Source organism: Sphingobium yanoikuyae, from assembly GCF_013001025.1.
GTDB lineage: Bacteria > Pseudomonadota > Alphaproteobacteria > Sphingomonadales > Sphingomonadaceae > Sphingobium > Sphingobium yanoikuyae_A.
The window spans coordinates 4,844,971-4,857,433 of record NZ_CP053021.1; the positions used below are offsets into that span (position 1 = coordinate 4,844,971).

General features: G+C 64.7%; 14 protein-coding genes and 2 pseudogenes. 14 read left to right on the forward strand and 2 right to left on the reverse strand.

All coding sequences use genetic code 11. The features are described from left to right. Window positions 1–299 precede the first annotated feature (299 nt). The 14 genes and pseudogenes from HH800_RS23320 to traG all read left to right on the forward strand — a co-directional run. Complete coding sequence (locus HH800_RS23320; protein WP_128779061.1) at window positions 300–566, forward strand: helix-turn-helix domain-containing protein; 267 nt, start codon at window positions 300–302, stop codon at window positions 564–566. A 96-nt stretch (window positions 567–662) separates the two neighbouring features. Beyond that, complete coding sequence (locus HH800_RS23325; protein WP_169862713.1) at window positions 663–923, forward strand: DNA -binding domain-containing protein; 261 nt, start codon at window positions 663–665, stop codon at window positions 921–923. Between the two features lie 129 nt (window positions 924–1,052). Further along, window positions 1,053–1,394, forward strand: a complete 342-nt coding sequence (locus HH800_RS29635; RefSeq protein WP_353936231.1) for a transcriptional regulator domain-containing protein — start codon at window positions 1,053–1,055, stop codon at window positions 1,392–1,394. Next, window positions 1,285–1,815: a DUF2285 domain-containing protein gene (locus HH800_RS23330; protein WP_169862715.1), complete on the forward strand. Its 531-nt coding sequence runs from the start codon at window positions 1,285–1,287 to the stop codon at window positions 1,813–1,815. The genes HH800_RS29635 and HH800_RS23330 overlap by 110 nt, the downstream gene beginning before the upstream one ends. A 135-nt stretch (window positions 1,816–1,950) precedes the next feature. Then, window positions 1,951–2,232, forward strand: coding sequence for a helix-turn-helix transcriptional regulator (locus tag HH800_RS23335; RefSeq protein WP_169862717.1), 282 nt, complete (start codon window positions 1,951–1,953; stop codon window positions 2,230–2,232). Window positions 2,233–2,250: 18 nt separating this feature from the next. Beyond that, on the forward strand, window positions 2,251–3,411 hold the full coding sequence (locus HH800_RS23340) for a replication initiator protein A (protein ID WP_169862719.1): 1,161 nt from the start codon (window positions 2,251–2,253) through the stop codon (window positions 3,409–3,411). Beyond that, a complete protein-coding gene (gene parA / locus HH800_RS23345; RefSeq protein ID WP_169862721.1) occupies window positions 3,408–4,061 on the forward strand; it encodes a ParA family partition ATPase in 654 nt (217 codons plus the stop codon). The genes HH800_RS23340 and parA overlap by 4 nt, the downstream gene beginning before the upstream one ends. Next, complete coding sequence (locus tag HH800_RS23350) at window positions 4,058–4,309, forward strand: hypothetical protein (RefSeq protein ID WP_047820995.1); 252 nt, start codon at window positions 4,058–4,060, stop codon at window positions 4,307–4,309. The genes parA and HH800_RS23350 overlap by 4 nt, the downstream gene beginning before the upstream one ends. After that, entirely contained in the window at window positions 4,306–4,827 is a 522-nt protein-coding gene (locus HH800_RS23355) for a DUF2840 domain-containing protein (RefSeq protein ID WP_169862723.1), read from the forward strand. Before HH800_RS23350 ends, HH800_RS23355 begins: the two co-directional genes overlap by 4 nt. After that, the gene (locus tag HH800_RS23360) at window positions 4,824–5,369 is read left to right on the forward strand and encodes a S26 family signal peptidase (RefSeq protein WP_169862725.1); all 546 of its coding nucleotides are present in this window, start codon (window positions 4,824–4,826) and stop codon (window positions 5,367–5,369) included. Before HH800_RS23355 ends, HH800_RS23360 begins: the two co-directional genes overlap by 4 nt. Before the next feature lie 67 nt (window positions 5,370–5,436). Next, the gene (locus HH800_RS23365; protein ID WP_169862726.1) at window positions 5,437–5,784 is read left to right on the forward strand and encodes a DUF736 domain-containing protein; all 348 of its coding nucleotides are present in this window, start codon (window positions 5,437–5,439) and stop codon (window positions 5,782–5,784) included. Between the two features lie 3 nt (window positions 5,785–5,787). Beyond that, window positions 5,788–6,567 (forward strand): lytic transglycosylase domain-containing protein, encoded by a 780-nt coding sequence (locus tag HH800_RS23370; protein ID WP_169862728.1) that lies wholly within the window; start codon window positions 5,788–5,790, stop codon window positions 6,565–6,567. Between the two features lie 243 nt (window positions 6,568–6,810). After that, window positions 6,811–8,550 carry a relaxase/mobilization nuclease domain-containing protein gene (locus HH800_RS23375; protein ID WP_169862730.1) on the forward strand — a complete coding sequence of 580 codons (1,740 nt, stop codon included), beginning with the start codon at window positions 6,811–6,813 and terminating at the stop codon, window positions 8,548–8,550. Window positions 8,551–8,576: 26 nt separating this feature from the next. Next, window positions 8,577–9,923 (forward strand): annotated as a pseudogene (gene traG / locus HH800_RS23380) (IncP-type conjugal transfer protein TraG); the annotation flags it as partial. Here the strand turns inward: traG and HH800_RS23385 are convergent. Both HH800_RS23385 and guaA read right to left on the reverse strand, forming a co-directional pair. Continuing rightward, window positions 9,904–10,461 (reverse strand): annotated as a pseudogene (locus HH800_RS23385) (tyrosine-type recombinase/integrase); the annotation flags it as partial. The pseudogenes traG and HH800_RS23385 overlap by 20 nt on opposite strands. A gap of 318 nt (window positions 10,462–10,779) precedes the next feature. Then, window positions 10,780–12,351: a glutamine-hydrolyzing GMP synthase gene (gene guaA, locus HH800_RS23390; protein WP_017499169.1), complete on the reverse strand. Its 1,572-nt coding sequence runs from the start codon at window positions 12,349–12,351 to the stop codon at window positions 10,780–10,782. Window positions 12,352–12,463 lie beyond the last annotated feature (112 nt).

A 12,463-nucleotide genomic window follows, 5' to 3' on the forward strand; every position in this document is an offset into this window, starting at 1 on the left:
CACGAGGCCCCGGCCGAAAGGTCGGGGCCGCCTTCCTGCTCAAATCGCCCCTAATCGCAGATTGCGTGCCCCAAATAGTCGGATCACACCGAAGGCGCGCCCTCCGGCTTTACTGCCGAAATCAGCACGCAGTACCTTCGTTTCACTGACGACAACGGCGCGATTGCCCGAATCACCAAATCGGCGTCAGCGCAACATGGCCCTCCGGCAACGTCTTTGAGCTGGCTGAAGCGGGCTAATACGACTAAAATAGCCGTAGTTCTGGAGCGCGCGCCAGTCGCGATGGGAGGTGATCATGCATGATCACCGCCCGACAATCACGGGCCGCACGCGCGTTGCTGGGTTGGACGCAGGAGACGCTCGCTGACAAGGCCCGCATATCGCTGACCGCGCTCAAGCGCCTCGAATCCGAAAGCGGGCTCGATGTGTACGAGACGACGCGCGATCAGGCACGCAGGGCCTTGGAAGCTGCCGGCATCGTCTTCCTGTCGACCGACCGAGGGCAAGGAGTGCTGCTGGTCGATGATCGCGGAAACAAGCCGAACCGATCTACAGGCTTACGCTGACCTGTGGGCAGCCAGGCTCCACGTCATTCGCACTGTCTCCATTTCGGATCAAACTTGGATCATAGACAGGCACCGCATATTCGCCGAGTCTACACCATGACCGCACCATTCCAGGACCTCGCGCCGTCGGGGCAAGATCTCACCGATTACGACAGGTCGCACGCCAAACTTTACATGCGCTTGCTGGATGCGGCCGCAGACGGCGCGCATTGGGAAGAGGCCGTGCGGGTGCTGTTCGACCTCGATCCCGACCGTGAACCCGAACGCTGCCGACGCATTCATGACAGCCATCTCGAACGCGCCCGCTGGATGACACACACCGGCTATCGGCACCTCCTGCGCCCCGCTCACCGCTGAGAGGTTTACAAACCTGCGTGATGCCGTTTCGACATCACGCAATGCCCTCGTCCGGGCTTCCAAGAGCCTCGTCGCGCCGAGAAAAATCACACGCTCGACTTACGCGCACCACGCGGGAGAGTTGATGCGATGAGGCCCGATACATCGAACTGGCGAGACGACCGCAGCTACGATTTCCTCGATACACTGCCGATCGAAGGTCTCGCGTGGGAATGCCTTCGCAGATACCGACCTTATCAGGACGAATACGCCGGTCTGGTCGAGGTCGGCGCCGAGACGCAGCCGCTGCCTGATGACAGGCAGCGGCGCTGGGGGTTGCGATTTCCCCGCGAGACCAGGTCGTTCTGCCCTACAGCAACAGGTGGTGTGGTCGCCGCAGAGCAATCCCGCCGTCCTCTTTCTGACAGCGCGGCCGAACTTTCTGCCGTCCAGCTCAAACAGCCTAGCCGGCAGGTTCGCTGCGGGACATGATGGCCCCGAAGGAGCATATGCCGGTCTTCCCGAGCATGACCTCCAGCTTCTCTTCCTGCCCGGCACATCCCCACACAACCAGCTTGCGGCGGTCATCCCCATCGATGACGACATCCTCGATCGCATTGATGCGCTGACACGCCTCTCACGCGCCTGGCTCCAACGTCCGCCATTGCGCGACACGCGCATGACCACCGAGCAGCGTCGCCGCTTTCGCCTCAAACTTCGTGCTGCCGACGGTCGCATGAACGGCGCGACCTATCGCGACATCGCCATCGCAATCTATGGCGCGGCGCGGATCGATACAGACCCCTGGAAGACCTCGCCGCTGCGTGATGCCGTGATCGCATTCGCCGAAGCCGGGTCGGCCCTCATCAATGGCGGTTATCTGCACCTGCTTCGGCATCGTCGACGCACCTAGCCCGCGCCAACGACAGGGGTGGGAATTTAGCCATCCCAAGTCCCCCATCCATCCCGCCGAAGGTTCTCCGCCACCGTTGTCGCTGTCAGCCGCTGATCGTCAGCGGCCCCCAGCAACCCCACGGAGGCCCGCCCAATGCGACCCGATACCGCCGCGCTCCCGCCACGCTACCTGCGGACCAAGGAAGCCGCCGAGTTTCTTAGCCTGTCCGCGCGCACCCTGGAAAAACATCGCACCTACGGCACGGGTCCGGCCTATCACAAACTCGGCGGGCGCGTCGTCTATTCGGTCGACGATCTGGAAACCTGGGCCGAGCGCGGCACCGTAACCTCGACGTCCGATCCGCGCGGCTCCGTGCTTCCCGCCAAGCGCCAGACGCTACCGACCGGCCAGATCGCCGGCCGATACGCACGCTGATCGTGGCCGGTCCCTTTCATGGTGGTGCGTCGTCGTGACACTTCGGAGCGTGGGCAGCTCGACCTGTTTCGCGCGCTTCCCGGCGACTTCGCGCCACGAGATGCGCAGGATCTCATGGCCTATCCCTTCTTCTCCCTCTCGAAATCGCACCGCATAGCGCCGATCGACTTTTCGGCGGGCGGCGTCTCCATCCGGGTCGAAGCCGTCCCCGATCATGGCATGGCTACAATCTGGGACGCCGACATCCTGATCTGGGCTGCGAGCCAGATCGTCGAGGCCCGGGACGCGGGCCTGCGCACGTCGCGTCTGATGGCGGCGACACCCTATGAGATCCTCACCTATGTCGGTCGCGGCACATCCATGCGCGATTATCAGCGGCTCAAGGCCGCGCTCGATCGGCTGCAATCGACCACCATCTCGACGTCGATCCGCCAGCCCGCCGAAGGCCGCCGTCACCGCTTCTCGTGGATAAACGAGTGGCAGGAGCGCACGGATCGCCAAGGACGACCGGATGGCATCGAGCTGATCGTCCCCGACTGGTTCTACAAGGCCGTCCTCGATGACGCGCTCATCCTCACCATCGATCCGGCCTATTTCGATCTCACCGGCGGCCTCGATCGCTGGCTCTACCGCATCGTGCGCAAACACGGCGGCCGTCAGCGCGGCGGCTGGCGTTTCGACCTACGCCACCTCCACCTCAAATCCGGCAGCCTGTCGCCGTTCAAGCGCTTCGCCTTCGAACTGCGCGACATCGTGCGGCGCCAACCACTGCCCGGCTACGTCCTGTCGCTCGAAGCGGAAATCGGCGGGCGCACGCTGCTGGCTTTCGAGCCACTGGCCGCCTGTGGGAAACCTGTGGACGGCCTCGTGCTATCGGGAACCCGACCTATCGTGCCATCGGGAACCCGAGGCTCGTGCCATCAGGAACCCAGTCCGGCCTTAACGTCTGGAAATCGTGGGCGGATTCGCGCCCTTAACTTAGAGTCTAACCAAGAATCTAACTTTGAAGAGCGCGCGCGCGATGTGGAAAACCTCATCCGCGCAGCCGCAGCGAGCCTCCGCGCCGCCGGCAGATCACCGCTCAAGGGTGCTCCAGCTGTTCAGACGAGCCGGAAAGAGAGCGAACGGGCTTCCCCCGATCAGCTTCCGCTCCTCGATCGGCCTGGAGGTGCGCGATGATCGTCGCGTTCCTCAACCAGAAAGGCGGTGTCGGCAAGACGACGCTGGCGCTCAACCTTGCCGGCGAACTCGCCGGGCGCGGTCAGCGCGTCACCCTGATCGACGCGGACCCACAGGGCTCGGCTCTCGACTGGTCTGAGCAGCGCAGCCGTGAGGGCCTGCCGCGCCGGTTCGGCGTCGTCGGCCTGGCGCGCGACACGCTCCACCGCGAAGCGCCGGAGCTGGCCCGCGATGTCGACCACGTCGTCATCGACGGCCCGCCGCGTGTCGCAGCCCTCATGCGCTCGGCGCTGCTCGCCGCCGATCTCGTGCTGATCCCGGTACAGCCGTCGCCGCTCGACGGCTGGGCATCGGCCGAGATGTTGGCGCTGCTCCACGAAGCCCGCGTCTATCGCCCGGAACTGGTCGCCCGGTTCGTGCTCAATCGCTGCGGTGCGCGCACCGTCCTGGCCCGCGAGACCGCCGAAACCCTGGCCGATCACGATCCACCGTTGCTCGCCACCACCATCGGCCAACGCATCGCCTTCGCCGCCGCCGCGCAGACCGGCCGCCTGGTCGCCGAACTCGACGATGCGACATCGGCCGCGCGCGAGATCGCGGCGTTCGCCGACGAACTCTTGCGTCTGCGGATCGACGGGGGCGCACAATGAACGAACGATCCCCCCGTCGTGGCTTCGCATCGCGCCCCGCCGATCCCGACCAATGGATCAAGGCTGCGGACAACGCACCACGCGCCGCTGACGTTGCCGCGTTCACCGCCAGGCTCACCATCGATGTGACGCCCGAACTGCGCGGCCGGATCAAGATCGCCGCGTTCGGGCGCGGCGTCACCGTCGCTGACATGCTGCGCGAGCTGCTCGCGCGTGAATTCCCCTCGACACCAGGAGACCCTACATGACCGGCACTGCGGCTCCCCGCATGCGCGGCGGCCCGCTGCCGTCAGCGCTCCCCCATGGCAGCATGACCCACGTCGAACTGACGTGGATCAAGAAGAAGATCGAATACTGGATCAGGTTCGGCCGTGAGGCGCATGAACAGATCCTCGACCGCCGCCGGCGTGTCATCTCCTTCCGCCCGAACACCGTATTCGCATTCGTGCGATGGGCGGCCAACGATTTCGGCACGATCGTCTCGCGCATCGACATCGTGCGCGCGGTCGAGCCCGGAGAGCCCTACCAGACGCTGCCTTTCGTCCGGCCGGGCGGTGAAATCCTGCTCAGGATCGACGGATGGCAGAAGGTCGAAGACGTGCTGCGCCACGTCGATGCCATCGAAGCGATCGGCATCGAGGCGGACACCGTTTCGCCGGAACACTGGCGGCACGTTCACAACCGGATGGCGGCTGGACATCAGCCGCGTACCTATACGCTCGACCAGCATCGCGCCTTCCTCCTGCGCCGGAGGACACAGTCGTGACGCGCGCCGGTCTCTTCCTCGTCATGGCTCTCGCGACCACGGGCATCAGCTATCCGGCGCTCACCCCGATGCCGATCAAGCTCCTGTGGAACGCATCGGCGAGCGCCCCCATCGGCTTCTACACGATCGACGTCGACGGCCCGTTCGACGTCACCGATCTCGTTGCCGTCGATGCGCCCGAGCCGCTCGCGACCTTCATGGCCGAACGCGGCTATCTTCCCAAAGGCGTCCCGCTGCTGAAGCGCATTCTCGGCGTTTCCGGGCAGACCGTTTGCCGCTCGAACCTCTCCGTCACGATCGACGGCCTCGAGATGGGCGATGCGCTGCCGCGTGATCGCGCGGGACGCGACCTGCCGATCTGGCAGGGCTGCCGCCGCATCCCGAGCGGCGCAGTCTTTCTGATGAACTGGCAGGTCCGCGACAGCCTGGACGGTCGCTACTTCGGCCTGACATCCACCGGCCAGATCATCGGCCGCGCCGTCCCCTTGTGGACCGACGAGGACGAAACGGGCCGCTTCGAATGGCGCGCACCGACGCGATGACACCTCGCTGTCGGCGGGAGCGGCGCCCACCGATGGCTTTCCCAACGCCGCCGCAAAGGAAGTCATCATGCCTCAGATTGGTCAATTCACGCACCAGGACACGGGCTTCGCCGGCAAGGTGGAGACATTCACGCTCTTCCGCGATGTCGTCATTGTGCCCGCAGAACCCTCCGATGCCGAGAACGCGCCGGATTACCGCGTTCACGCCAGCGACGATGGTAAAGCCGAAGCCGGTCCGGAAATCGGCGCGGGCTGGAAACGCACCGGCGAGCGCGCGGGCGAATACGTTGCCGTACTGATCGACGACCCTGCGCTGCCGCAGCCGATCCGCGCCAATCTGTTCCGCGACGATGACGCCGGGAATGCCTGGTCGCTGCACTGGTCGCGCCCGCGCGACCGCGCCGGGAAGGACTGACCGATGTCCGGTCCCCGTCCAACGATGAGCCATCGTGATGCGCGCGGGCGGCATCACGTCGTCCAGCGCATGGCCTTCCTTCTCCTTTCCGGCCTGGCCCTCGCAGCAGGCGCAACGGACGCCGCTCCTGCCCAGTCCGTGTCGGCTGCGCGCACGGTCGCTGGCGATCCGCACGCCGCCTTCGTCACCGAAGCCTCGCAGCGGTTCGGCATTCCCGAACACTGGATCGTCGCCGTCAAACGCGCCGAAAGCGCCGGAGATGTGCGCGCCATATCGTCGGCCGGCGCGCTGGGGTTGATGCAGGTCATGCCCGATACCTGGGCCGCGCTTCGGATTCGCTATGGGCTCGGGCGTGACCCCTACGACCCGCGCGACAACATCCTCGCAGGCGCTGCTTACCTGCGCGAAATGTTCGACCGCTATCGCACGATCCCCGCAATGCTCGGCGCCTACAATGCGGGGCCTGGCCGCTACGACGAATACGTCCAGACCGGCCGCGCCCTGCCCGCCGAAACGCGGGCCTACATCGCGCTGCTGGCTCCGCAGCTAGGCGCACCATTGCCGTCGAGCGCGCCATCGGTTGCGCCGCCACCGCCGCCGGATTGGCGGGAAGCGCCGCTCTTCGTCGTGCGTTCCGCCGACGCTCGTTCGGCAACATCGACATCGGAAAGCGCGCGGTCGAACGACAACCGCACCTCCGTCGCGGCGCGCGTTCCCGATACCGCCGAAGACTCGAACGCCCCTATCGTGGTCGCTCGCTCTGACGGTGGAGCGCCCCGATGAGCTGCGGAAGTAGCTTTCGCACTCTGTCGCATTCCGGCGTGACATGGAGGGCACAAGGGGGAGAGGCAGGCACAACAACCGCACGATGGCAGGATAAAAGGCCGCACATTGCGCGTCGGTCGGGCGGTTGTATTTGCAGGATATTTTGGCGCGCTCCGCACATTGCCGTGCCCATCGGCAATGTGCGCCTGACGCCCAACTACCTGTATCAACGCGATTTTTCGCACATTTCGGGCTCGCGTCATGGCCGATGACCACGAGTTTCGTGTTCGCCCTGGGCGCATCCGATCGACCCGCGCGCAGTCAGCTCGGCCCTTCATCGCGCAGGCGCTGGCGGCGGCGAAGAAGGCGGGCGGCGGCGTCTCGCGCTCCGGGCGCGTCGTTGCCGCCAATCGCTCGCGCTTCGGCCGCGGCCAGCGCGCCAGCATCCAGGCGAACCGCCTCATCACCGCGCGCACGCGCGGCGCTGTCATCAAGGCCCGCGTCGTGCGGCACTCCGGCCGCACCGCGCCGCTCGGCACGCATCTCGACTATCTCCGCCGCGACGGCGTGACCCGTGATGGAGAAAAGGCCCGGTTGTTCGGGCCGGGAACGGAGGAAGCTGATGGCCGCGCCTTCGCCGGGCGATGCGAGGACGATCGCCACCATTTCCGCTTCATCGTTTCACCGGACGACGCCGTGGAGATGTCGGACCTCAAGTCCTTCACCCGCGATCTTGTCGGCCAGATGGAAAAGGATCTGGACACGCGGCTCGATTGGGTCGCGGTCGATCACTGGAACACCGAGCATCCTCACGTCCATCTGATCGTGCGCGGCGTCCGCGACGACGGCCAGGACCTCGTGATCTCGCGCGACTACATCAAGGAGGGCATGCGCGATCGCGCGCGTGACCTCATCACACAGGAGCTTGGCCCGCGCACGGATCTCGATATTCGCCGCACGCTCGAACGCCAGATCGGGGCGGAGCGCTGGACGCAGCTTGATCGGCAGCTTGTCCGCGACGCTGGAAAGACCGGCGTCATCGATGTCGCTCCGGAGGTCGGCCGCCAGCCCGACGCCTACGCCGTCGAGAAGGTGGGCCGCCTGCGCAAACTCGCAGCCCTCGGCCTCGCCAGTGAAGTCGGACCGGGCCAGTGGATGATCGACGATCAGGCTGAGGTGACGCTGCGCCAGCTCGGCGAACGCGGCGACATCATCAAGCGCATGCACCGCGCACTCACCGAACGCGGTATCGACCGCGGCTCGGGCAACTACGTACTGGCTGGGGAAAGCCTCGATGTGCCGGTCATCGGCCGTCTGGTCGAGCGCGGCCTCGATGACGAGCTGAAGGGAACGGCCTACGCCGTGGTCGACGGCGTCGATGGCCGGACCCACCACATCCGCTTGCCGCATCTCGATGCGGCGGGGGACAGCGCGCCAGGCTCGATCGTCGAGCTGCGCACCTATGAAGATGCGAGAGGCGAACGCCGCGTCGCGCTCGCCGTCCGCTCCGATCTCGATCTCCAGCATCAGGTGAACGCCTCGGGCGCGACCTGGCTCGACCGGCAGTCCATCGCCCGCGAACCCGTCGCCATGTCCGAGGGCGGCTTCGGCGCCGAGGTGCGGCACGCGATGCGGCAACGGGCGGAGCATCTGGTCCACGAAGGTTTCGCCGAGCAGCAAGGCCGCCGCGTCATCTTCAGCCGCAACCTCATCGAGACGCTTCGTCGCCGCGAGGTGGATGCCGTTGCCGACTGGCTTGCGAAGGAGACAGGCCAGCCGTTCAAAGCGGCCGGTAATGGCGAATATGTCGCCGGCACCTATCGCCAGCGCATGACGCTCGCATCCGGCCGCTTCGCGATGATCGATGACGGCCTCGGCTTCCAGCTCGTGCCCTGGTCGCCGTCCCTCGAGAGCCAGCTCGGCAAGCACGTCTCCGGGGTCGCTCGCGGCGACGGCGGTGTTGACTGGAGCTTCGGCCGCAAGCGGGGGCTCGGCCTCTAATCACCTAAGAAGAAAGGACCGCAGCAATGTCCGCAACCAAAATCCTGTGGGGCCAGATCGCCGTCGTTTTCCTCATCGTGCTGCTCACCACCTGGGCGGCGACGCAATATGTCGCATGGAGTCTCGGCTTTCAGGCGCAGCTCGGCGCGCCCTGGTTTTACCTCTTCGGTCTGCCGATCTACTATCCGCCGGCGTTCTTCTGGTGGTGGTATTTCTACGACGCTTACGCGCCGGAGGTCTTCGCCAAGGGCGGGATGATCTCGGCGTCGGGCGGCTTCATCGCCATAGCCGTCGCCATCGGCATGTCGGTCTGGCGCGCCCGCGAAGCAAAAAGCGCAGCGACCTACGGCTCCGCCCGCTGGGCCGAAAAGGACGAGGTGAAAGCCGCGGGCCTGCTCAGTCCCGACGGTGTCGTGCTCGGCCGCTATGATCGCGACTATCTCCGTCACGACGGCCCCGAGCATGTGCTTTGCTTCGCCCCGACCCGTTCGGGCAAGGGCGTCGGCCTGGTTGTGCCGTCCCTGTTGACCTGGCCGGGCTCGGCCATCGTCCACGACATCAAAGGGGAAAACTGGCAGCTCACCGCCGGCTTTCGCGCCCAGCATGGCCGCGTTCTGCTGTTCGACCCGACCAACCCCAAATCGTCGGCCTACAATCCGCTGCTCGAGGTGCGCCGCGGCGAATGGGAAGTCCGCGACGTCCAGAACATCGCCGACATCCTGGTCGATCCCGAAGGCTCGCTCGAAAAGCGGAACCATTGGGAGAAGACCAGTCATGCCCTGCTGGTCGGCGCCATCCTGCATGTCCTCTACGCCGAAGACGACAAGACATTGTCCGGCGTCGCCGCTTTCCTGTCCGATCCAAAGCGCCCGATCGAGTCGACGCTTGCCGCAATGATGAAGACCAGCCACCTCGGCGAGGCAGGGCCGCACCCCGTCATCGCCAGCGCAGCGCGCGAGCTGCTCAACAAATCGGACAACGAACGCTCGGGCGTGCTCTCCACCGCCATGTCGTTTCTCGGCCTCTACCGCGATCCTGTCGTGGCCGAGGTGACGCGGTGCTGCGACTGGCGGATCAGCGACATGGTGGGCGGCAAGCTCCCGACCACGCTCTACCTCGTCGTGCCGCCGTCCGACATCAACCGCACCAAGCCGCTGATACGCCTGATCCTCAATCAGGTCGGCCGCCGTCTCACCGAGGATTTGCAAGCAAAGGCCGGGCGGCATCGCCTGCTGCTCATGCTCGACGAGTTTCCCGCCCTCGGCCGCCTCGATTTCTTCGAGTCCGCGCTGGCCTTCATGGCGGGCTACGGCCTCAAGAGCTTTCTGATCGCTCAATCGCTGAACCAGATCGAGAAGGCTTGGCGACCTTCTCTCCGTGCAGAATGGCGAAGGCGAAAACCAACTTCACAATGTCTCTGACGTGGACCGCTGTTGCCGGCGCCCCGCGTTCCTTTACCTTCGCGCACAACCCGCGCAGATCCTCTGGTAGGATCTCGGTTAGCAGTCGATTGCGAAACGCCGGGAGGATGTCGCGCTCGAAGATCGACCGCCGCATCGCGCGTGTACTGTCCGCCATCCTCGCTTCCTGAAGCCAGCGTTCACCGAACTGGCCGAAGCTCTTGGCTTCCTTGATCCTCCGCTTCTCGCGCTGCTTTTCCTGCGCCGGCGAGCGACCCTCGGAAATCGCGCGCTTGGCATCAATCAGCTTCTCACGCGCTCGGGCCAGAGACAGACCCGCCGGGCCATAACGACCCAACGTCAAGGTCTCCCGACGGCCGTTGAGCCGGTAGTCCAAGCGGAACACGATTGAACCTGAAGGTTGGACCACGACGTACATACCGTCACGATCCACAATTTTGTATAATTTATCTTTTGGTTTCAGCGCTTTGATGGCAGCGTCGGTAAGCATCTGCACCCTCCAGATCGGTCAAAAAAATGCAGGAGAGCACCCAATTATACCGTCAGGCCAAAATTGGGCCGACTGACATGGTTTTATTCAGCATTTACAAGTATTTAAGCAAATAAATATACCGTCAGAAGCTCTCTTGCCCCTGACGGTATATGCGTTTTTCGGTTGAGACAAGACTCGCCATACCGCCAGCCATACCGTCAAACGGGAGGCTAACCCGGCGATAGATGCCGAAAGCCTCAGAGAGATTTTTTCAGCATTTTCATTGGCTTATGTCGTATTATGGCGTGATTTCGGATGCGCCCGGAGGGGCAAAAATTATTCCCACTCGATCGTGCCGGGGGGCTTGCTGGTATAGTCATAGACCACCCGGTTGATGCCCTTGACCTCGTTGATGATGCGGGTCGCGACGCGGCTGAGGAAAGCGGCGTCGAAGGGGTAGATGTCGGCGGTCATACCGTCGGTCGAGGTGACCGCGCGCACCGCACAGACGCTGTCATAGGTCCGGTAATCGCCCATCACGCCGACGGTGCGGACCGGCAGCAGCACGGCAAAGGCCTGCCAGATCGCGTCGTAGAGGCCGGCGTTGCGGATTTCCTCCAGATAGATGAAGTCGGCCTTGCGCAATATGTCGCAACGTTCCTTGGTGACTTCGCCGGGGATGCGGATGGCCAGGCCCGGCCCCGGGAAGGGATGGCGGCCGACGAAGATGTCAGGCAGGCCCAGTTCCTTGCCCAGCACGCGCACTTCGTCCTTGAACAGTTCGCGCAGCGGCTCGACCAGCTTCATGTTCATGCGTTCGGGCAAGCCGCCGACATTATGGTGCGACTTGATCGTGACCGAAGGACCACCGGTGAAGCTGACCGATTCGATGACGTCGGGATAGAGGGTGCCCTGCGCCAGGAAATCGGCGCCGCCGATCTTGGCGGCTTCCTCCTCGAACACGGCGATGAATTCGCCGCCGATGAACTTGCGCTTCTTTTCCGGGTCGGTGAGGCCGGCGAGGCCGCCCAGGAAGCGCTCCTCGGCGTTCACATGAACGAGCTTGATGCCATAATGTTCGCGGAACAGGCTGACCACCTGCTCGGCTTCGCCCAGGCGCATCAGGCCATGATCGACGAACACGCAGGTCAGCTGGTCGCCGATCGCTTCATGGATGAGCACGGCGGCCACCGCGCTGTCGACGCCGCCCGACAGGCCACAGATGACCCGGCCGGTGCCGACCTGTTCGCGAATCTCGGCGATCTTGACCTGCCGGAACTCGGCCATGGTCCAGTCGCCGGCGAGGCCGCAGACATGGCGGACGAAATTGGCGATCAGCTTGCCACCGTCGGGCGTATGCACGACTTCGGGGTGGAACTGCGTACCGTAGAATTTCCGTTCCTCGTCGGCGATCACCGCGAAGGGCGCGCCGTCCGACACGGCCACGATCTTGAAGCCGGGCGCGAATTTCGTGACCTTGTCACCATGGCTCATCCACACCTGATGCCGTTCGCCGACTTCCCACAGCCCGTCGAACAGGGCGCAGGGTTCGGTCACGGTCAGGAAGGCGCGGCCAAATTCGCCGCCTTCGCCGGTTTCGTGACCGGGGCGCACTTCGCCGCCCAACTGATGGCTCATCACCTGCTGGCCGTAGCAGATGCCCAGGATCGGCACGCCGGCGTCGAACAGGGCCTGCGGCGCACGCGGGCTGCCTTCCTCCGGCACGCCGGCGGGCGAACCGGACAGGATGATGCCCTTGGGCTTCATGCGGTCGAACGCGGCCTGGGCCTGGGTGAAGGGGGCGATCTCGGAATAGACGCCGGCTTCGCGCACGCGCCGGGCGATGAGCTGAGTCACCTGGCTGCCGAAGTCCACGATAAGGATGGAATCCTGAAGGGGCAGCGTCATCGAATCGCCTTTATGTCGAGCGGTGGAAGGGATTCGCGCCCGGTTAGTCGCACCGCCCCGATATGTCCAGTTTTCCCGGCTCAGAGCATCATCCGATTAGGGTAAATCGGAT

Coding starts and splice junctions, on each gene's coding strand:
- HH800_RS23320 (WP_128779061.1), top strand. CDS start 300: ATGATCACCGCCCGACAATCACGGGCCGCACGCGCGTTGCTGGGTTGG.
- HH800_RS23325 (WP_169862713.1), top strand. CDS start 663: ATGACCGCACCATTCCAGGACCTCGCGCCGTCGGGGCAAGATCTCACC.
- HH800_RS29635 (WP_353936231.1), top strand. CDS start 1,053: ATGAGGCCCGATACATCGAACTGGCGAGACGACCGCAGCTACGATTTC.
- HH800_RS23335 (WP_169862717.1), top strand. CDS start 1,951: ATGCGACCCGATACCGCCGCGCTCCCGCCACGCTACCTGCGGACCAAG.
- HH800_RS23340 (WP_169862719.1), top strand. CDS start 2,251: ATGGTGGTGCGTCGTCGTGACACTTCGGAGCGTGGGCAGCTCGACCTG.
- parA (WP_169862721.1), top strand. CDS start 3,408: ATGATCGTCGCGTTCCTCAACCAGAAAGGCGGTGTCGGCAAGACGACG.
- HH800_RS23350 (WP_047820995.1), top strand. CDS start 4,058: ATGAACGAACGATCCCCCCGTCGTGGCTTCGCATCGCGCCCCGCCGAT.
- HH800_RS23355 (WP_169862723.1), top strand. CDS start 4,306: ATGACCGGCACTGCGGCTCCCCGCATGCGCGGCGGCCCGCTGCCGTCA.
- HH800_RS23365 (WP_169862726.1), top strand. CDS start 5,437: ATGCCTCAGATTGGTCAATTCACGCACCAGGACACGGGCTTCGCCGGC.
- HH800_RS23370 (WP_169862728.1), top strand. CDS start 5,788: ATGTCCGGTCCCCGTCCAACGATGAGCCATCGTGATGCGCGCGGGCGG.
- HH800_RS23375 (WP_169862730.1), top strand. CDS start 6,811: ATGGCCGATGACCACGAGTTTCGTGTTCGCCCTGGGCGCATCCGATCG.
- guaA (WP_017499169.1), bottom strand. CDS start 12,351: ATGACGCTGCCCCTTCAGGATTCCATCCTTATCGTGGACTTCGGCAGC.